The organism is Candidatus Pelagibacter ubique HTCC8051 (genome assembly GCF_000472605.1).
Classification (GTDB): Bacteria; Pseudomonadota; Alphaproteobacteria; order Pelagibacterales; family Pelagibacteraceae; genus Pelagibacter; species Pelagibacter communis_B.
In genome coordinates this window covers 1,128,416-1,149,554 of record NZ_KI421440.1, presented here as the reverse complement: position 1 = coordinate 1,149,554, position 21,139 = coordinate 1,128,416, and the positions used below count along the sequence as shown (strand labels likewise).

The following is a 21,139-nucleotide window of genomic DNA, read 5'->3' as shown; positions in this document are numbered from 1 at the left end:
ATTAATGAAAACATTAACTATTATACCCTCACGATTATCGGCAACTAGGCTGCCAAGTAAGCCTCTGTTAAAAATTAATAATATATCAATCATATCCCATGTTTTTAAAAGGGCTGAAGAAGCAAATATTGGTGAAGTAGTTGTTGCGGCGGAGGATCAAGAAATAGTAGATGACGTTGAAAAAAATGGAGGTAGAGCCATTCTAACAAGCAGAAACCATAAATCAGGAACTGATAGAATTTACGAGGCATTTAAAAAACTTGAGGTTAATGATGTAGATTTAATAATGAATTTGCAAGGTGATGAACCAGCAATTGATATTGATGATATTATAAGTCTAAATAAAAAAATGGTTAGTAATCAGTCTAAAATGGGTACCCTTGCTGCTAAAATGAAGGATCTCAAAGAATTAGACAATGAAAATATTGTAAAAGTTATAACTAACAAAAATTTAAACAATGAAGAGTTTTCTAAAGCAAAGAATTTTTTAAGAAGATCAACAGAAATGGTTAATATTTATCACCATATTGGAATTTATTGTTATTCTACTGAAACATTAAAAAAATTTGTTGAATTAAATCAATCTAAAAATGAAATTGAAAATAGATTGGAACAGTTGAGAGCATTAGATAACGATATTGAAATAAATGTTGCGCTTGCAAGCTCTTCTCCAATTGGAGTTGATACAGAAGAAGATTATCTGGCCTTAAAAAAAATTATGGAATATAAAGCTTAATGGCAAAAATTTATTTTCAAGGCACTTTTGGAGCTTATTCACATTTAGCTGCATTGTCAGTTAATCCAGATGCAGAAATTATACCATGCAAGACTTTTGATGATTGTTTTAATAAAGCAAGTTTAGAACCTGATTGTAAAATAATTATTCCTGAATCAAACAGGATTACAGGAAATATTGGTATTGAATATTTAATATTCAAACATAGACTAAATATTTACGAAGAACATTTTCAAAAAATAGAACACAATTTATTAGGCCAACCTGGTGCAAAACTTAGAGATATAAAAGAAGTGTATTCTCATGCACAAGGTTTGTCTCAATGTTCAAAATTTATAAAAGATAATAATATAGTAGAACATATCAGGGCAGACACAGCAGGATCTGCAGAAATGATTTCAAAAACAAAAGATATTAAGCAAAGTGCAATAGCTTCTTCTTTGAGTGCCAAAATTTATGGATTAGATATTGTTAAAAAAAATATCGAAAACGAAAATGGTAATTTAACAAGATTTTTAGTAATGGGAAAAAATATTTCTCAACCTGAATTTGGGGATAATAAATATATTACTTCTTTTTTATTTAAACTTAAAAGTAAGCCTGCTGCTCTTTACCAATCTTTAGGCGGATTTGCGATCAATGGTGTAAATTTAACAAAACTACAAAGTTATCCGGAAAAAAATACTTTCGATTCATTCTTTTTTTTGTGTGATTTAGATGGCCATATAGAGGATCCAAAAGTACAAAAATCTTTAGAGGAGCTGGGGCTCCATTGTGAAGATTTTCACGTCTTAGGTGTTTTTGAGGCTGATCAGTTAAGAGATAAAAAAAAATAATCTTTTCTTGTAGAATAGAAAACATAACTGTTATAATAGTTTTGGAGGCTAGAGGTGGATGCTGCTTGAACCCGACCAGATCCTAACGGAAGCAGTCGTAGAGACAGTTATTCAGGTTCTAGTCTCCTTTAAATAAATAAAATGAACAATAATTCTAAAGTATTAGCATTAAAGTATAGACCAAAAACTTTTGATGATCTTATTGGTCAAGAAGCAGTGTCTGAAACTATAACAAATGCTATCAAGGCAGACAAAATTCCCAATGCCTATCTATTCACCGGAATAAGAGGAATTGGTAAGACTACAACTGCTAGAATTGTTGCAAAAGGACTTAATTGTTCAAATGGAATAGAAAATTTATGCAAAAAAGATTTGTGCGATAATTGTAAATCAATAGCGGACTCTAGTCATATTGATGTGCTTGAGATGGATGCGGCAAGTAAAACTGGTGTAGATGATGTAAGAGATCTAATTGAATTTTCCAGATACGGTCCAACTTCAGCAAAATATAAAATTTTTATAATTGATGAAGTTCATATGTTAAGTAAACAAGCATTTAATGCTTTGTTGAAAACACTTGAGGAACCACCAGAATACTTAAAATTTATTTTTGCAACTACAGAAATTAAAAAAATACCCATTACTGTGATTTCAAGGTGTCAAAGATTTGATTTGTCTAGAATTAAATCATCTGAATTATTTAATTTTATTAAAGATATAAAAGAAAAAGAAAACGGTAAAGCATCAGATGAAGCTTTAAAATTAATTGTAAAAATATCAGAAGGATCTGTAAGAGACGCATTATCTTTATTAGATAGAGCTTTACTAAGCCTAGATGAAAAAACAGAATTAGATCTTAATACTGCACAAAAAATTTTTGGATATTTTGATAAATCTCAATTAATTAATTTATTTGAATTAATATTAAGAGGAGAAGAGGAAAAAGTAATTAATATTTATAGAAAAATTTATGATCAAGGTGTTGAACCAAAAGTATTTATTAATGATTTTTTAGAAATATTATATTACTTTAAAAATATAAATTCATTATCTTTAGAGAGTACAAATTTCTCACTTAATGATCAAGAGTTTTCAAAAATTAAAGATATTTCTAACCAGGTAGACTCTGAAGTTTTAATTTTATTTTGGCAGTTTGCAATTTCCTCACTTGAAGAATTAGATATAGTCTCTAACCAACACTTATCAATTGAAATGTTCTTAATAAGATTAATGCACTTAAGCTCAATTAAGTTAAACAAAAATTTGGATCTAGAAGTAAGCAATGATAGTTTAAAAAATCGAACATTAGATGAAGAAAATGATCAGAAGTCAGAAGACAATTCAATAATTGTTAATCAAATAAAAAATATCGTTCAAGAGGAAAAACAAAAACCAAAAGTTAAACCAGAGATAAAAACAATAGATAAAAATTTAATAAATTCATTTGAAGACCTTCTTGATATTTGCACGCAAAAAAAAGAAATTAAATTAAAATATGAATTAGAAAAAAATGTTAACCTTGTAAAATTTGAAAGAAATAGAATTGAAATTTCTTTTAATGATAATTTAGATAAAGATTTTGTAAAAGATCTTTCTTCAAAACTCTATGAATGGACCACTGAAAGATGGATTATTACGTTTAGTAAATCTAAAGGTGAGATGTCAGTTAAAGAAAAACAAAAAAATAAAAAAGATGAATTAATTTATGAAGTAAAAAGTTCAGAAATTTATAAAAAAGTAATGAAAAAATTTCCTGATGCAGAACTTATAGATGTTAAGTTGAATGAAAAAAAAGAGGATAAAAATGACTGATTTTACAAAGATTTTAGATAAAGCTAAGGAACTAGAGGCTAAAATGAAAGAAAGCCAAGAAAAAATTAAAGAGATTAAAGCTGAAGGAGTTTCGGGCTCTAATTCAGTTAAAATTACTCTTGATGGGGAAGGTGAGATGCAAAAAATTGAATTATCTAATGAAATTATTAAAGAAGATAAAACAATAATTGAGGATTTAATTGTTGCTGCTCATAATAGTGCAAAATCACAATTAAAAACAAAGACCACTGAAGAAATTTCAAAAGCTACGGGAGGTTTTGGAATTCCTGGTTTTAAATGGCCGTTATAATTAATGCAGAATATTAGTGAGATTGAAGAATTGATTAAATTAATTTCAAAGCTTCCAGGTCTAGGACCAAAGTCAGCAAAAAGAATAGTTCTTAAACTTATTAATAATCGAGATGAGCTAGTAAAGCCTATGGCTAGTACATTAGCTCAAGTCTATAAAAATGTAACAAGATGTAACTCATGTGGTTCATTAAAATCAAATTTAAATGGCTGTGTTAATTGTGAAAATTTAAGAGAAAAATATACAAAAGTTTGTGTTGTAGAGGATATTGCTGATCAGTGGTCAATTGAAAATTCGAATATTTTTCAAGGATACTTCCATATTTTAGGAGGAACAATTTCTTCTGTTGGCCAAAGAAAAGAAGATCTTTTAATCAATTCTTTAGTTGAGAGAGTAAATAGAGACAACATAGAGGAAGTTATACTTGCAACAAGTGCAACTGTTGAAGGGCAAACTACAGCTTATTATATTCAAGACAGTTTAAAAAATACTAATGTAAAAGTTACAAAATTAGCTCAAGGATTGCCTGTAGGTGGTGAGATTGAAAGTTTAGATGATGGAACGCTATTTTCAGCTTTTAAAAATAGATCTAACTTAAATTCTAATTCAGATTAAGTTTCTTTTTCAATCTATTTTGATGCAATAATGGTTCAGTATACCCTGAAGGTTGTTCTTTACCTTTAAAAATTAAATTACATGCTGTTTTGAATGCTAACGATCGATCAAAGTCATCACTCATATTAATATATTTTGGATCACTTTTATTTTGATCATCCACAATTTTTGCCATTTCTTTCATTATGTTTGTAACTTGAACTTCAGTAGTTATTCCATGATGTATCCAATTAGCAATATGTTGTGATGAGATTCTAAGTGTTGCTCTGTCTTCCATCAGTCCAATGTTATTTATATCTGGAACTTTAGAGCACCCAACTCCTTGATCAATCCATCTAACTACGTAACCAAGTAATGTTTGTGCTGAGTTTGATATTTCACTATTAATGTCTTCCTCAGACCAATTTGGCCTGTTTGCAACAGGAACTGTTAAAAGATCATCTAGTTTTGCCTTTTCTCTTTTTGCAATATTTTTTTGTTCATCAAAGATATTTATTTCATGATAATGCAATGAATGTAAAGCGGCTGCAGTTGGGGACGGAACCCAAGCACAATTAGCTCCTGCTTTTAAGTGTCCTGTCTTTTGTTCCATCATATCCTTCATTTTATCCGGCATTGCCCACATTCCTTTTCCAATTTGAGCTTTTCCTGACAAACCACATTTTAATCCAACGTCAACATTGTTATTTTCATATGCCAAAATCCATTTAGAAGATTTCATATCTCCTTTCTTGATCATTGGTCCAGCTTCCATTGAAGTGTGCATTTCATCACCTGTTCTGTCTAAAAACCCAGTATTAATAAAGAAAACTCTATTTTTTAATGTTTTAATACATTCTTTTAAATTTGATGAAGTTCTTCTTTCTTCATCCATAATTCCTATTTTGCAAGTATACTTTTTTAAACCCAATACTTCCTCAACTTTAGAAAAAATTAAATCTGTAAATTCAGTCTCATCTGGCCCATGCATTTTTGGTTTTACTATGTAGATTGATCCTGTTCTAGAATTTGATTTAATTTTTAAGTCATGAATTGCTGCAGCTACAGTAATAAATGCGTCCATAATTCCTTCAGGCACTTCATTACCATTACTTAAAATTATCGAGGGATTTGTCATTAAATGACCTACGTTTCTAACCAATAATAAACTCCTTCCATGTAATTTAAGTCCTTTACCATCTTTTGAAATATAACTTCTGTTTGGATTAAGTTTTCTTTCAAATAATTTTCCATCTTTTTCAAACTGTGTTTTAAGGTTACCTTTCATCAAACCAAGCCAGTTTCTATAGCAAATAACTTTATCTTCAGCATCTACCGCTGCAACACTATCTTCGTTATCACAAATTGTTGATACAGCGGCTTCTAAAATTATATCACTGATCCCTGCATGATCTTGTTGAGCACTAAAAGCTCTTGAATCTCTTAAAATCTCAATATGTAAGTTATTATTCTTTAATATAATTGCTGAAGGGTTATCGGCTTCTCCTCTGTGACCAATAAATTTTTCTTCTTCAGCTAAATCAAATATATCGGCTCCCTTCAAAATTTTTAATTTACCTTCTTTAATTGCAATACTTGTAATTTTATGCCAACTAAGATCTTTAAGTGGAAAATATTTATCTAAAAAATCTCTTGAATATTTGATAACCATTTCTCCTCTTAAAGGATCATATCTTTCAGATACACTGTCTTCGGATTGTTCTATAACATCAGTTCCATACAAACTATCGTATAAACTCATCCACCTTGCATTTGCCGCATTAAGAGCATAACGCGCGTTCATGATTGGTACAACTAGTTGTGGCCCTGCTATTTTTGTTATTTCATCATCTACATTTTCTGTTTTTATTGAAAAATCTGGCCCTTCCTCTTTTAGATACCCAATCTCGTATAAAAATTTTTTATATTCATCTAATTTAATTTCATCGCCTTTATTTTTAATATGCCAATCATCAATTTTTTTTTGTAAAACTTCTCTAAAGTTAATTAATTCTCTATTTTTTGGTTCAAGCTCGTTAACACTTTTCTCAAATCCCATCCAAAATTTATCAGATGATATACCCGTATCTATTAATAGCTCATCATTAACAAATTTTGATAGGCTTTCTGAAACTTTGAGAGAATGAATATTTATATATTTATCTGGCATATCACATTTGTTACCCCATCTGTATTTTTGCCTGAGAGTTTTGCTCCTTCGGCGGAAATTAATCTCTTTCCAGAGTGTTATGCTTTGATCGGTCCATTTGCCTGAGAGTTTCCGGGGTGGTTGCTCCTTCGGCGCTAAAACGCTGTTAGTCTCTCCCGATGAGAAATTTGTATCGTTTAAATATTTTAAGTCAATTAATAATGCTAAAAATTAGTTTTAATTAACATTTTATTGCCTTTTTTATAATTTAAGTTTCTAATATAAACAATTTATGAAAAATTATCTTAATTTTGAGACAGATATTAAAAATTTAGAGTCTGAGATAGAAAAATTAAAAGATCCTTATAATCAAGACGGTCTCTCAGAGGTAGATACTCAAAAAATATCTAGCACACAAGCCGAACTTGATGAGAAATTAAAAGATATTTATTCTAACCTTGATCCCTGGCAAACTACAATGGTTGCTCGTCATGAGGACAGGCCAAAATCTAAGTTTTTTATTGACAACTTGTTTGATGATTTTATTTCTTTATCAGGAGATCGTTTTTATGGTGAGGATAAGTCTGTTTTAACTGGATTTGCAAAATTTAACGGCACATCAGTTTTAGTAATAGGTCAAGAAAAAGGTGAAAATTTAGAGACTAGAATTGAAAGAAATTTTGGAATGATGAGACCCGAAGGTTATCGAAAAACAATTCGATTAATGAATTTAGCAAATAAATTTAATATTCCAATAATATCATTTATCGATACTCCAGGAGCATATCCAGGAGTTGGAGCTGAGGAAAGAGGCCAGGCAGAGGCTATTGCTAAATCAATCGAGTGTTGCATGGAACTAAGTGTTCCAACTTTAGCAATAATTATTGGAGAAGGAGGTTCTGGAGGCGCAATTGCTTTAGCGTCATCTAATAAAGTTATTATGTTAGAAAATGCTATTTATTCTGTAATTTCTCCAGAAGGGTGCGCAACTATTCTGTGGAGAGATCCTAAAAAAATGCTTGATGCTGCAAAAGCCATGAAGCTTTCAGCAAAAGATTTATTAGAATTAAAAGTTATTGACGAGATAATTTCTGAGCCACTAGGAGGAGCTCATAGAGATAGAGATCTAATGCTAGATAATTTAAGAGACTCAATTTCAAAAAATTTAGACTACTTTAAAGAATTATCTTCTGAAGAAATAATGAATGAAAGAAAGAATAAGTTTTTAAAAATTGGAAGAAATAAAGGATTTGTCAGTAACCCTGAAGATTTAAGCACTCTTACAATTAAAGATAATAATTTTGAGAAAATTTTTAAATCTAAAAAAGTTTTAATTGGTTCAACAATTACCGTTTTAGTTTTATTGCTTTTTGCTTTTAGTCTATTCTAAAATTTATAAGGCACCGCAACAATATTTAAATTTTTTACCAGATCCACATGAGCATGGCTCGTTTCTACCAATTTTCTTTCCGCTTTTAATATGATCTATTATTGATTTTTTGTTTTCTTCTTGTTGTTCTGTTACAACTTTTAAATTCATTAGAATAGTTACATAATCTAATTTTAATTTATCAAGAAGATTAGAAAATAAATCAAAAGCTTCTTTTTTATACTCAACCAAAGGATCCCGTTGTCCATAAGATCTTAGTCCAATTACTTGTCTTAGTTGCTCAAGATACTGAATATGGGATTTCCAATTAAGATCTATCGATTGTAAGAAGATTCTTTTTTCTATTTCTTTTGCATGATCTTCACCTAAAAGTTTCACTCTTTCTTGTCGAGACTCTGAAAATTTATTAATAATTTTTTCTTTCAATCCTTCATCTTTTGCAGAAATTAATTCTTTTAATTCTAATTCATCAAAACTTTTACCAACAATTTGTTTTAAGCGATTGCTAAATTCATTACTTTTAGGATTTGATAAATTTTGAATTTTTAACTTAATTATATCTTCAATAATTTCTTTTAAAAATTCATCAGAATAGTCAAATATATTTTGACTATTCATTGCATTTTTTCGCTGAGAAAATACGACATACCTTTGATCATTTAAAACATTGTCAAATTTAATTAAGGTTTTTCTAATATCAAAATTTCTTGCTTCAACTTTTTGTTGAGCTCTTTCCAGAGCTTTATTGATCCAAGGATGATCTATACTTTCTCCATCTTTAAGTCCTAATTTTTCTAACATTTTGTTCATAGATTCTGATCCAAAAATTCTCATTAAATCATCCTCAAGACTAACATAAAATATAGAGCTTCCTTCGTCACCTTGTCTACCTGCTCTACCTCTTGCTTGATTATCAACTCTTCTCGACTCCATTCTTTCAGTTCCAACAACAAACAATCCACCCAAAGATTTTATTTTATCTTTATCTATTTTAAGTTGATCCTCTTCGATAGATCCTTTTTTACCACCAAGTTGAATATCTACACCTCTTCCGGAAATACTTGTTGTAATTATTACTGATTTTTCTTTACCTGCATTAGCTATTATATCTGCTTCATTTTCATGATTTTTTGCATTTAAAACAACATGTTTAATATTTTTTTTCTTTAATAATATTGAATAGATTTCAGATTTATTAATGCTTGAAGTAAAAATTAAAATTGGCTGACCAACACTATGACGATCAACAATTTTTTCAATAATGGCATCATTTTTTTCATTTTCTGTCCTAAATATTTGATCATTGTAATCTTTTCTAATCATTTCATTATTAGTTGGAATAATAACAACTGACAAATTATAAATTTCAAAAAATTCTTCAGCTTCAGTTGCAGCCGTCCCAGTACATCCAGATATTTTTTTATATAGTTTAAAATAATTTTGATATGTTATCGATGCTAAAGTTTGATTTTCTGCTTGAATATTTATTTTTTCTTTTGCTTCTAAAGCTTGATGTAAACCATCACCAAATCTTCTACCTTCAAGAATTCTTCCTGTAAGTTCATCAATAATTTTTAAACTTTCATCTTTAATAATATAATCTTTACCTTTTTCAAATAAATGATTAGCTCTAAGCGCTTGATTGACATGATGCACTAAGTGTAAATTTTCTGGATCGTAAAAGTTATTATTTTTTAAAATACCTGCATCAGAAAAAAGCTTTTCTACATTGTTAATTCCATCATTAGTTAAAAGAATACTTTTTTCTTTTTCATCTATTTCGTAATCCTTATTATTTAAAATTTTAACTAGTCTATCAGTAGCAAGGTACTGAGCCGTTTTATCCTCCGATGAACCTGAAATTATTAATGGCGTTCTTGCCTCATCGATTAAACATGAGTCTATCTCATCAACTATAGAAAATAAATGTTCTCTTTGAACCATTTCATTTTCTGAAAATTTCATATTATCTCTTAAGTAATCAAATCCAAGCTCACTATTTGTTGCATATGTGATGTCACAATTATAATTTCTCTTCCGTTCTTTATCATCTTGATCGTTATTAATGTAACCAGATGACAAACCTAAAAAGTTATAGATTTGCCCCATTTCTATCGAGTCTCTTTTTGCCAGATAATCGTTCACAGTAACAATATGAACACCTTTTGCATTAAGAGCGTTTAAGTATGCAGCAAGAGAAATTGTAAGAGTTTTACCCTCACCTGTTCTCATTTCGGCAATCTTACCTTCATGAAGAACAATTCCTCCAATAATTTGAACATCAAAGTGTCTTTCATTCCTAGTTCTTTTTGAGGCCTCTCTTACCAATGCAAATGCTTCAGGTAAAAGTTCATCCAAGGTTTTTCCTTGTTTAATTTGCTCTTTATATTCTTGGGTTTTTTTTGGAAAATCTAAGTCATCAAGTTTTTTAAATTGATCTTCAAGTGAATTTATTATTTTTACAATTTTACCAATTCTATCAAGCTCTTTTTGATTGCTAGATTTAATAAATTTTGTAATTAGATTTAATGGATTAAACATGAGTATTTGATTTATTCTTTACTTATATTGTTTAATATATGTATTAAATAATTATTTTAAATACTATGGGAATTAATTTATCAAACTTTTTATCCTCAAAATCAAAAAATACTAGAATGATTGATTTTCAAGACCTTGATCATGTTGATGGTCTGTCTATTTCTGTTGTTAGTGCAAATTTGTACAATAATAATAGAGATGACTTATCTATGTTTTATTTTAGAGAGGGAGCAAATTATGCTTCAGTATACACTCAGTCAAAAATAGTATCTGAAAATATTAAATGGAATTTAAATCAAAATAGCAAAAGAATTTATTCTCTTCTAGTTAACACTCGGAATGCTAACGCCTTTACGGGTAAACAAGGATATGAAAGTTTAAAGAAATTATCAGATATTATTTCATCTGAATTAAATAAAAAACAAGAGCTAGATGAGGATATTCCAAAAAAAATTACCTCAAAAGATATAATATTTGGTTGCACAGGAACTATAGGAGAAACCTATCCATATGAAAAAATTTCTCATCAAATCCCAAGTTTAATTAATAAAATTAAATATACTCAAAATAAATTTATTTGGATGAAAGCTGCACTTAGTATTATGACAACTGACACTAAGCCCAAGTTAGCAATGGAAGAATGCATAATTTCAAATAAAAAAATTAAGATTTATGGAATAGCAAAAGGCTCAGGTATGATCCATCCTAATATGGCTACTACTTTAGTTTATGTTTTTACAGATGCGAAATTATCAAATGACATTTTAAATAAGTTACTTAAAAAAAATATATCAACAACTTTTAACGCTATAACTTGTGATGGCGATACAAGTACAAATGATATGGCAACAATCTTTGCAACCTGTAAAGCAGATAACGTTCAAATTAAAAATATAAATGATAAAAAAATACAAAATTTTGACAAAGCTTTAAATAAGGTTTTATTAAATTTAGCAAAAAGAGTGGTTTCAGATGGAGAAGGGTCCTCAAAGTTTGTGACGATTAATGTAAAAAAATGTAAATCCGAAATAGAGGCTAAACAGATTGCTCTTTCAATTGCTAACTCTCCATTAGTGAAAACTGCAATTGCTGGCGAAGATCCTAATTGGGGTAGAGTAATTATGGCGATAGGTAAAGCTGGACCAAAAATAAATTTAAAAAAACTTTTAATTAAATTTGGAAATTTGCAAATTGTACAAGATGGAAAATTACATCAAAGTTATGATGAAACAAAAACTTCAGAATATATGAAAAATGAAAATATTGATCTTAATATTGAAATTTTTACAGGAAAGAAAAGTTTTACTGTTTATACAATGGACTTCACGAAAAAATATATTGATATTAATACAGATTACAGAAGTTAGTGGTATTGAAAATTTTGTAATAATTATTAATTCTATAATATGATCAAATATAAATTATCATGTAAAGACTGCGAGATAACTTTTGATAGCTGGTTTGCTTCATCCAAAGAATTTGAAAAATTAAAAAAAAAACAGTTTCTAGTCTGTCATATTTGTAATTCTAAAAAAGTGGACAAAACACTTATGGCACCAAGTATAAAGAACAACAAAAAAGTTATAAAAAATAATTTGCAATTAGATAAATACGAAAATGTAAAAAAAACTATTAAAAGCTATCAGAAATTTATTAAAGACAATTTTAAGTTTGTTGGCGAAAATTTTGCTTATGAAGCTCGATCTATACACTATAATCCTAAAAAAAAATCCAAAGGTATATACGGAAATGCTTCTAAGAAAGATCTTAAGGAGCTTAAGGAAGAGGGCATTGATGCGCAGATGATTCCCTGGGTAGAAGATAAAGAAAATTAGAGTTTTATAGATTTTACAATATAATTTATTGAAGCATCAGAAGAAACACTCCACTCATCTTTAATAATATTAAAATTCATCCCATCTAATTTTTCTAATTTTAGATTATTTTTGCTTAAAATTTTTTTAAGATCTTCTGGTCTCACAAATTTTTCCCAGTCATGGGTTCCTATCGGAAGCCATCTTAAAACATATTCTGCCCCAATTATTGCAAACACATATGACTTTAATGTTTTATTAAGAGTTGCAACAAACATAAGACCATTTTTTTTAAGAAGTTTTGAGCAAGAATTTATAAAAAAATTAATATCTTCAACGTGTTCAACTATTTCCATATTTAAAATGACATCAAATTTTTTTTGAATTTTTAACTTTTCAGGAGATGAGCATAAATAATTAATTTTAAGTTTATTTTTTTTTGCATGCAACTTAGCAATATTAATATTTTTACTGGACGCATCAATTCCAGTCACGTTCGCACCTAATCTTGTCATTGGCTCAGAAAGAAGCCCTCCACCACATCCTACATCTAGTATATTGATTTTATCTAAAGGTTTTTGTTTAGCCTTTAATTTAAAACTATTGATAATGTTTTCTTTAATATACTTAATTCTTATTGGATTAAACTTATGAAGTGGTTTAAATTTTCCATTTGGGTCCCACCATTCAGCCGCCATTTTTGAAAATTTTTCAATTTCTTTTTTATTTACACTGCTCATAATCGATAATTAGTTGACATAACAATTAAGATGTATTTTATCAATTATTTATTAAATTATAATAAATAAATTTGATCAATGAAAACTGTTGTTTTAAAGTTTGGTGGAACTTCTGTAGGAAGTATAGATAGGATTAAAAAGGTATGTAAAATTATATCTTCTTATAAAAAGAAGAAAAATAAAGTAGTAGTGATTTCATCAGCTATGAGCGGTGTAACTAACGAATTAGTTAATAAATCTAAATTAATTAGTAACAATTTTGACAAAGCAGAATATGACACTCTTTTATCTACAGGGGAGCAAGTTTCTTGTGCTTTAATTGCTGGAAGATTAAATCATATTGGGTTTAAATCTAGATCTTGGTTATCTTGGCAAATACCAATTATAACCGAAGGTTCTCACACAGCAGCTAGAATTAATAGAGTGGTTTCAAAAGAATTACAGAACTATCTTAAAGTTGGAGGCATTCCTGTAATCACAGGCTTTCAAGGGATAAACAAAAATTATAGACTAACAACTATTGGTAGAAGTGGATCAGACGCGACAGCAATCATGTTAGCTAAATTTATTAAAGCAGATGAGTGTATTATTTATACTGATGTAGACGGTGTTTATACAACAGATCCTAGGCAGTATAAAAATGCTAAAAAAATTAAAAAAATATTTTATGACGAAATGCTAGAAATGGCATCTTTAGGCTCAAAAGTTATGCAACCAACTTCTGTGCAAGACGCAAAATTGAATAAAATAGATATAAAGGTTAAATCTTCATTTGTTTCAAAGTCTGGAACATTGATCACAAATTCATCTAAAGCTTTTAGTGATCAAATTATAACCGGAATTTCATCAACAAAAAATGATGCAAAAATTACAATTGAAGGAGTTAAAGATAGACCAGGTGTAGCAGCATCTATATTTAAACCTCTATCTCAAAACTTGATAAATGTAGATATGGTTGTCCAAAATATTTCACTCAATGGTAAAGAAACAGATCTTACGTTTACAATCAAATCTGAAGATTTAAAAAAAGCAGAAAAATTAATTAAGCAAAATAAAAAAATTTCTTATAAAAAATTATCTTTTGATAAAGATGTATCTAAAGTTTCAATTATTGGAGTTGGAATGATAACAACTCCAGGAATAACCTATCGAATGTTTCAAGCTTTAGCTTCAAAAAAGATAAATATATTGGTAATATCTACATCTGAAATTAAAATATCAGTTTTAGTTGCTTCAAATAAAGTAAAAAAAGCTATAGCTGTATTGCATAAAGAGTTTAAATTAGACTAAATTTTATGAGCCTCAGGCCCTTCAGAAATATTAATCGAAAAAAAACAAAAGTAATAAATGTTGGTGATGTGAAGATTGGTGGGGACAATCCAATTTCAGTTCAGTCAATGACGAATACCTTAACTACTGATGTTAAAGCAACAATCAATCAAATTAATAATATTGCTAAAGAAGGTGCTGATATTGTTAGAGTTTCATGTCCCGATAAAGAGTCTACAGCTGCACTTAAAGAAATAGTTAATCATGTGCCAATACCAATTGTAGCGGATATACATTTTCATTATAAAAGAGCAGTTGAGGCCGCAGAAAGTGGGGCAAAATGTTTGAGAATTAATCCAGGCAATATAGGTGATAAAGTAAAAATTCATGAGGTTTTGAGCGCAGCAAAAAATAATGATTGCTCAATTAGAATAGGAGTAAATGCTGGATCTCTTGAGAAAGATATTTTGGAAAAATTTAAAGAACCTTGCCCTGAAGCTTTAGTTGAAAGTGCACAAAGAAATATCAAGATTTTAGAAGATCAAGATTTTTTTAACTTTAAAATAAGTGTAAAATCTTCAGATGTTTTCCTATCGATTGCTGCATATCGTCAACTTTCTAAGGTAACAGACTACCCATTACATCTTGGAATAACTGAGGCTGGAAGTTTTGTGTCAGGAAGTATAAAATCATCAATAGGTCTTGGATCTCTATTAATGGATGGGATTGGAGATACAATAAGAATTTCTTTATCAGATGATCCAACTCAAGAAATTAAAGTAGGAAATGAAATATTAAAATCACTAGGTTTAAGAAACAGGGGAGTTAAAATTATATCATGTCCATCGTGTGCCAGACAAGCTTTTCAAGTAATTGATACAGTCAAGATTTTAGAAGAAAAACTATCTCATATAAAAACCCCAGTTACACTCTCAATAATTGGATGTGTAGTAAATGGGCCTGGTGAAGCAGCAATGACAGATGTGGGTATTACAGGAGGCGGAAAAGGCAACAATATGCTGTATCTTTCTGGTGTTCAGAGTAAAAAAGTCTTAACAAATGAAATAATTGATAAAGTAGTAGCTGAAGTAGAAAAAAAAGCTTTAGAGTTAGAAAAAAATTAATGATACCTGCAAAAACAATTGAAGAACTTATATCTAAGCATTCAACTTTAGAAAAAGATCTATCTACTGGTGAAATAGACAAAAAATTATTTGCAGAAAAATCAAAGGAGTATTCCGATGTTAACGAAATTATAGAAAATGCAAGAAAATATTTATCATATGAAAATGATAAAAAAGATTTGGAAAAAATTTTAAATGATAGCTCTGTAGATAAAGAATTAAAAGATATGGCTGAACTTGAATTGTTAGACTTAAAGTCTGAATTCGAAATAAATGAAAAAAAATTGAAATTATTTTTACTTCCAAAAGATGAAGCTGATAAAAAAAATGCCATCATAGAAATCAGAGCAGGAACTGGAGGGTTAGAAGCAAGCTTATTTGCTTCAGATCTTTTTAAGATGTATGAAAAAGTTAGTCATAAAAAAAGATGGACATTAGAATTAATATCAATTTCTAGGAGTGATGCCGGAGGGTTAAAAGAGGTTATAGCATCAATAAAAGGAACTAATATTTATTCAACTTTGAAATATGAAAGTGGAGTTCATAGAGTCCAAAGAGTACCAGATACAGAAACACAAGGAAGAATTCATACTTCAGCCGCAACAGTAGCAGTATTGCCAGAAGCAGAGGAGGTTGATCTTAAAATAAATGAGTCTGATTTAAGGATAGATGTTTTTAGGGCAGGTGGACCTGGAGGACAGTCGGTAAATACAACAGATAGTGCAGTAAGAATTACCCATATACCGACAGGGTTATCAGTTTCCCAGCAAGATGAAAAATCTCAGCATAAAAATAAAGCCAAAGGTATGAAAATTTTAAGGTCAAGGTTATATGAATTAGAAAGATCAAGAATTGACCAAGAAAGATCGCAAGATAGAAAAACAAAAATTGGAACAGGAGATAGATCTGAAAGAATTAGAACTTATAATTTTCCCCAAGGTAGAGTGACAGATCACAGAATTAATTTAACGCTTCACAGGTTAGAGGAATTTTTAGAAGGTGAAGCTTTTGATGAAATGATTGAGTCACTAACCTTACAAGCACAAGAAGATAGTTTAAGTAGTTTAAATTAAATGAATATTCAGTCTGCAGTTATTGAAGGTGTAAATATTCTGAGAGATAAATCTATTTTATCAGCTCAACTCGACACAGAAATTTTAATGGCTAAAGCTTTAGACAAAAATCGTGAATACATAATTTTAAATCATAATAAAGTTTTAAATATTAAGAATTTAGAATATTTTAAAAAATTAGTGCATGAACGAGCTACTAGAAAACCAATAGCCTATCTATTAAACAATAAGTTTTTTTGGAAAAGTGAATTTTATGTAAATAAAAATGCACTAATACCACGTCCTGATACAGAAATTGTTATAGAACAAATTTTAAAAGTTACTAAGAATAAGAATTATTTAAGAATTCTTGATATTGGAGTTGGTTCAGGCTGTATTCTATTGAGTATTTTAAAAGAAAGAAAGAATTTTTACGGATCAGGAATAGATATTAGTAAAAATTCACTAGAAATATCTAAAATAAATGCAAAAAAGCTCTTATTAGAGGAAAGAGTAAAATTTTATAAATCAGATGTTGACAAATTTACTCAAGGCAAATATGATTTGATTGTTTCTAATCCCCCTTATATTAAAAAAAGTTATTTAAAATATTTGGAGAATGATATTTTTAAGTTTGAGCCTAAGTTGGCTCTAGACGGTGGATTAGATGGTTTATCAGTTATCAGAAAAGTAATAAAAAAATCATCTGAACTGTTAAAAAAAAATGGAAAATTTATTTTAGAGATTGGTTTTGATCAAAAAAGTAAAGTTATTAAATTATTAAATAATAAAGGTTTTTATATAAATAGTACAGTTAAGGACCTTGCAAAGAATGACCGTTGCATTGTAAGTACTAAAATATAATTAAATAAATTTATGGTAACATTTAGAAACAATAATAACCCTAGAAGAAATAATTTCAGAAGAAATGATAGAAATTTTAAAAGTAATGGAGATAGACCTAAATTTGGATCAAATTACTCAAATAATGATAATTTCAAAAGAAAAGTTCCTGGAAGAAATAATCACAATGCGCCAAAATTAATTGAAAAATACAATGATTTAGCAAGAGAGGCATCTTCTAATGGAGATAAGATATTATCTGAAAATTATCTTCAGCACGCAGATCACTTCACAAGAATTTTAAATGAGCAAGAAAATTACAAAAAACTAAAATTTGCTGAAAATAAATCTACTGAAAACAATTCAGAAATTAAAGATTTATCTGATAAATCTGAAGTAATTAATACTAATGATAAGAAAATTGTAACAGAGATTAATCAAATTTCTAAAGAAAAAACTGAGACAAGTTAGTTTAATCCAATAATTTTTTCTGATTTCAAAACATTTAATTTTATTTTTTTAGTTTCAAAAAGTTCTCTGTTTTTACCCTTTAAAATTTTACCTGATGGAAGTTTTAGTTTTTGAGAATTAACTTTTTTTCCATTAACAATAACTTCATAATGCAAATGTGGACCAGTTGATTTTCCAGTCGATCCAACATAACCAATAGTTTGACCTTGTTTTACCCTAACACCTTTTTTAATTCCTCGTGCAAATTTAAACATGTGTGCATAAACTGTTTCATATGTTGAGTTATGTTTTATTTTAACGCAATTACCACCACCTCCACACCAACCAGCTTTTTTGACTATACCATTTCCAGAAGCCATAATTGGTGTTCCTTTAGGTGCTGCAAAATCAGTTCCTCTATGCATTTTGTTAAATCCATCTATAGGATGTTTTCTCATTCCAAAAGATGATGATAATCTTGCACCATTAATAGGTGTTTTCATCAAAGCCTTTTGAACACTTTTTCCATTTTTGTCGTAATGGCCCTCAACATTTTCTTTATCAAAATAATATAATGAATTATCCTGACCACTTAATTTAAGATTTGCAAAAATGATTTCTCCTGTTTCAATTACTTTATTATTCTTATCAATAAATACTTCATACATAATTTGAAATTTATCTTTTTTACGAATATCTCTTTGAAAATCTACTTGAAATCCATAAATTCTTGCAAATTCGATTATAGTATTAGGCGGTATATTTTGATCAGTTGCAGCTTTATATAGACTTTGAAGAATTACATTTTCATTATAAATAATTTTCTTATTTAATTTTAAAGTTAATATTTTCTCATTAAATTTTTTTTCTTCACTGCTCTTAGATAAATAAATCTTTTCAGTATTAGAAATTTGAAAAATAAATTCTTTTATTTTATTATTAGTTTGATCTAAAATAATTTGAATTTTTTGGTTAGTATTTAATTTATTAATGTTAAACTTTTTTAAAAGACTTTCTTTGATAGCACTTATCTCTTCTTTTTCTATTGAATAACCACTTAATATTTTATCAAAAGTTTCTCCAGATTTGATTTTATGATTAAATTTTTTGTATCTAGGTTCTAAGTTATTAACAATTTCATTAAGAGTTTTTTTTAAATAAATATTATTAATAAAATTATTGTATTGATTTTTATTTAACTTTTTTTGATGATTAGATAATGTTGCAATTGTTATTGTGAAAACAACTAGAAAGATTAATCCTAGTATTTTTAAATTTTTAAAAAAAAATGGTATAAGTGTTTTTATCATTTATAAATGTTTTGATTAGAATTATTAGTTTAGCAGTGTTAAAAAATCAAAAAAAACCCAATAAAATCATCAATTTTTTGTTTTTTTTTTATTCATAAATGCTTGATTTCCTTTTATTTTAGCCTATAAGCGTCACACTTTCTCACTGAAATTATTGTTAACACAATAGATTAGTGTGGATTATTGGGCTTTTTAGACCCAATTAGCTATTTGAAAAGTAAAAATTTAAGAAGAGAAGTGTGGACGGTTAAGGTTACCAAAATTTGTCGTACACACTTCAACATTATATAAATTTTATTCTTAGAATTTATATAGAAGCTAGTGTGCGCCGTTTTTAAACTTGAGAGTTTGATCATGGCTCAGAACGTACGCTGGCGGCACGCCTAACACATGCAAGTCGAACGAAGTAGCAATACTTAGTGGCAGACGGGTGAGTAACATGTAGGTATCTGCCCTTTGGCCTGGAATAACACGAGGAAACTTGTGCTAATACCGGATAAGTCTTTACGGAGAAAGCTTTATGCACCATTGGATGAGCCTGCACTTGATTAGTTTGTTGGTGGGGTAATGGCCTACCAAGACTGTGATCAATAGCTGATTTGAGAGGATGATCAGCCACATTGGGACTGAGACACGGCCCAAACTCCTACGGGAGGCAGCAGTGGGGAATCTTGCACAATGGAGGAAACTCTGATGCAGCGATGCCGCGTGAGTGAAGAAGGCCCTTGGGTTGTAAAGCTCTTTCGTCGGGGAAGAAAATGACTGTACCCGAATAAGAAGGTCCGGCTAACTTCGTGCCAGCAGCCGCGGTAATACGAAGGGACCTAGCGTAGTTCGGAATTACTGGGCTTAAAGAGTTCGTAGGTGGTTGAAAAAGTTAGTGGTGAAATCCCAGAGCTTAACTCTGGAACTGCCATTAAAACTTTTCAGCTAGAGTATGATAGAGGAAAGCAGAATTTCTAGTGTAGAGGTGAAATTCGTAGATATTAGAAAGAATACCAATTGCGAAGGCAGCTTTCTGGATCATTACTGACACTGAGGAACGAAAGCATGGGTAGCGAAGAGGATTAGATACCCTCGTAGTCCATGCCGTAAACGATGTGTGTTAGACGTTGGAAATTTATTTTCAGTGTCGCAGGGAAACCGATAAACACACCGCCTGGGGAGTACGACCGCAAGGTTAAAACTCAAATGAATTGACGGGGACCCGCACAAGTAGTGGAGCATGTGGTTTAATTCGAAGATACGCGCAGAACCTTACCAACACTTGACATGTTCGTCGCGACTCTAAGAGATTAGAGTTTTCGGTTCGGCCGGACGAAACACAGGTGCTGCATGGCTGTCGTCAGCTCGTGTCGTGAGATGTTGGGTTAAGTCCCGCAACGAGCGCAACCCTCACTTTTAGTTGCCATCATTAAGTTGGGCACTCTGAAAGAACTGCCAGTGATAAGCTGGAGGAAGGTGGGGATGACGTCAAGTCCTCATGGCCCTTACGTGTTGGGCTACACACGTGCTACAATGGTATCTACAACAGGAAGCAAGACTGCGAAGTTAAGCAAATCCCTAAAAGATACCTCAGTTCGGATTGCACTCTGCAACTCGAGTGCATGAAGCTGGAATTACTAGTAATCGTGGATCAGCGTGCCACGGTGAATGCGTTCCCGGGTCTTGTACACACCGCCCGTCACACCATGGGAGTTGGTTCTACCTTAAGGCAAGGTTTCAAACCCTTGACCACGGTATAGTCAGCGACTGGGGTGAAGTCGTAACAAGGTAGCCGTAGGGGAACCTGCGGCTGGATTACCTCCTTTCTAAGGATGAATGAAAGTAAAATTTCATTCTAAATAATATACATCGGTAATGTTGACCGTCCTCATTTCTCTTCTTAAAGTAGTGTTTCTCTTGCATGGGGGCCGGTAGCTCAGTTGGTTAGAGCACACCCTTGATAAGGGTGGGGTCGAAAGTTCGAGTCTTTCTCGGCCCACCAACATAAGATCATGGGGGATTAGCTCAGCTGGGAGAGCGCCTGATTTGCATTCAGGAGGTCAGCGGTTCGATCCCGCTATCCTCCACCAAAAACACTTAGCTATAATAAATTGTAAATAAAAATAATAATTAATATCAATATCTATATCCGAACATTAGTAATGTTATTAGCTAATGTTCAAA

Annotated in this window: 17 protein-coding genes, 2 tRNA genes, 1 rRNA gene and 1 riboswitch; of the genes, 16 read left to right on the top strand and 4 right to left on the bottom strand. The window is 30.1% G+C overall.

The window, feature by feature from the left end; genetic code table 11:
• Positions 1-4 precede the first annotated feature (4 nt).
• The 5 genes from kdsB (at position 5) to recR (ending at position 4,309) form a co-directional block, all read left to right on the top strand.
• Complete coding sequence (gene kdsB, locus F754_RS0106185) at positions 5-736, top strand: 3-deoxy-manno-octulosonate cytidylyltransferase (protein WP_023649048.1); 732 nt, start codon at positions 5-7, stop codon at positions 734-736.
• On the top strand, positions 736-1,572 hold the full coding sequence (locus F754_RS0106180; protein ID WP_023649047.1) for a prephenate dehydratase: 837 nt from the start codon (positions 736-738) through the stop codon (positions 1,570-1,572). The genes kdsB and F754_RS0106180 overlap by 1 nt, the downstream gene beginning before the upstream one ends.
• A gap of 141 nt (positions 1,573-1,713) precedes the next feature.
• The gene (dnaX, locus tag F754_RS0106175) at positions 1,714-3,384 is read left to right on the top strand and encodes a DNA polymerase III subunit gamma/tau (protein WP_023649046.1); all 1,671 of its coding nucleotides are present in this window, start codon (positions 1,714-1,716) and stop codon (positions 3,382-3,384) included.
• Complete coding sequence (locus tag F754_RS0106170; protein ID WP_023649045.1) at positions 3,377-3,694, top strand: YbaB/EbfC family nucleoid-associated protein; 318 nt, start codon at positions 3,377-3,379, stop codon at positions 3,692-3,694. Before dnaX ends, F754_RS0106170 begins: the two co-directional genes overlap by 8 nt.
• A 3-nt stretch (positions 3,695-3,697) precedes the next feature.
• The gene (recR, locus tag F754_RS0106165) at positions 3,698-4,309 is read left to right on the top strand and encodes a recombination mediator RecR (protein WP_023649044.1); all 612 of its coding nucleotides are present in this window, start codon (positions 3,698-3,700) and stop codon (positions 4,307-4,309) included.
• Here recR and F754_RS0106160 read toward each other — a convergent pair.
• Positions 4,296-6,458, bottom strand: coding sequence for a malate synthase G (locus F754_RS0106160; RefSeq protein WP_023649043.1), 2,163 nt, complete (start codon positions 6,456-6,458; stop codon positions 4,296-4,298). The two genes, recR and F754_RS0106160, sit on opposite strands and share 14 nt — an antisense overlap.
• Positions 6,459-6,537: 79 nt before the next feature.
• Positions 6,538-6,626: riboswitch (glycine riboswitch) on the bottom strand.
• 103 nt (positions 6,627-6,729) lie between these two features.
• Between F754_RS0106160 and F754_RS0106155 the strand changes: the two genes are divergently transcribed.
• Entirely contained in the window at positions 6,730-7,827 is a 1,098-nt protein-coding gene (locus F754_RS0106155; RefSeq protein ID WP_023649042.1) for an acetyl-CoA carboxylase carboxyltransferase subunit alpha, read from the top strand.
• A 3-nt stretch (positions 7,828-7,830) separates the two neighbouring features.
• On the opposite strand, the gene secA is transcribed toward F754_RS0106155, so the two are convergent.
• Positions 7,831-10,368 (bottom strand): preprotein translocase subunit SecA, encoded by a 2,538-nt coding sequence (gene secA / locus F754_RS0106150; RefSeq protein ID WP_023649041.1) that lies wholly within the window; start codon positions 10,366-10,368, stop codon positions 7,831-7,833.
• Between the two features lie 65 nt (positions 10,369-10,433).
• Here secA and argJ point away from each other — a divergent pair, with 65 nt between their 5' ends.
• Positions 10,434-11,735 (top strand): bifunctional glutamate N-acetyltransferase/amino-acid acetyltransferase ArgJ, encoded by a 1,302-nt coding sequence (gene argJ / locus F754_RS0106145; protein ID WP_023649040.1) that lies wholly within the window; start codon positions 10,434-10,436, stop codon positions 11,733-11,735.
• A gap of 39 nt (positions 11,736-11,774) precedes the next feature.
• Entirely contained in the window at positions 11,775-12,203 is a 429-nt protein-coding gene (locus F754_RS0106140; RefSeq protein ID WP_023649039.1) for a DUF1178 family protein, read from the top strand.
• Here F754_RS0106140 and ubiG read toward each other — a convergent pair.
• On the bottom strand, positions 12,200-12,922 hold the full coding sequence (gene ubiG / locus F754_RS0106135; protein WP_023649038.1) for a bifunctional 2-polyprenyl-6-hydroxyphenol methylase/3-demethylubiquinol 3-O-methyltransferase UbiG: 723 nt from the start codon (positions 12,920-12,922) through the stop codon (positions 12,200-12,202). The genes F754_RS0106140 and ubiG overlap by 4 nt on opposite strands.
• Positions 12,923-13,000: 78 nt before the next feature.
• Between ubiG and F754_RS0106130 the strand changes: the two genes are divergently transcribed.
• The 5 genes from F754_RS0106130 to F754_RS0106110 are packed head-to-tail and all read left to right on the top strand — an operon-like array spanning position 13,001 to position 17,681.
• On the top strand, positions 13,001-14,212 hold the full coding sequence (locus F754_RS0106130) for an aspartate kinase (RefSeq protein ID WP_023649037.1): 1,212 nt from the start codon (positions 13,001-13,003) through the stop codon (positions 14,210-14,212).
• 5 nt (positions 14,213-14,217) lie between these two features.
• Positions 14,218-15,315, top strand: coding sequence for a flavodoxin-dependent (E)-4-hydroxy-3-methylbut-2-enyl-diphosphate synthase (gene ispG, locus F754_RS0106125; RefSeq protein WP_023649036.1), 1,098 nt, complete (start codon positions 14,218-14,220; stop codon positions 15,313-15,315).
• A complete protein-coding gene (gene prfA / locus F754_RS0106120; protein ID WP_023649035.1) occupies positions 15,315-16,388 on the top strand; it encodes a peptide chain release factor 1 in 1,074 nt (357 codons plus the stop codon). The genes ispG and prfA overlap by 1 nt, the downstream gene beginning before the upstream one ends.
• Positions 16,389-17,231, top strand: coding sequence for a peptide chain release factor N(5)-glutamine methyltransferase (prmC, locus tag F754_RS0106115; RefSeq protein WP_027303482.1), 843 nt, complete (start codon positions 16,389-16,391; stop codon positions 17,229-17,231).
• Between the two features lie 12 nt (positions 17,232-17,243).
• Positions 17,244-17,681: a DUF4167 domain-containing protein gene (locus F754_RS0106110; protein WP_023649033.1), complete on the top strand. Its 438-nt coding sequence runs from the start codon at positions 17,244-17,246 to the stop codon at positions 17,679-17,681.
• Here the strand turns inward: F754_RS0106110 and F754_RS0106105 are convergent.
• Complete coding sequence (locus F754_RS0106105) at positions 17,678-18,970, bottom strand: M23 family metallopeptidase (protein ID WP_023649032.1); 1,293 nt, start codon at positions 18,968-18,970, stop codon at positions 17,678-17,680. The genes F754_RS0106110 and F754_RS0106105 overlap by 4 nt on opposite strands.
• A gap of 336 nt (positions 18,971-19,306) precedes the next feature.
• Here F754_RS0106105 and F754_RS0106100 point away from each other — a divergent pair.
• The 3 genes from F754_RS0106100 (at position 19,307) to F754_RS0106090 (ending at position 21,045) form a co-directional block, all read left to right on the top strand.
• Positions 19,307-20,781 (top strand): 16S ribosomal RNA (locus tag F754_RS0106100).
• Between the two features lie 99 nt (positions 20,782-20,880).
• Positions 20,881-20,957 (top strand) — tRNA-Ile (locus F754_RS0106095).
• 12 nt (positions 20,958-20,969) lie between these two features.
• Positions 20,970-21,045, top strand: a tRNA-Ala gene (locus F754_RS0106090).
• Positions 21,046-21,139 lie beyond the last annotated feature (94 nt).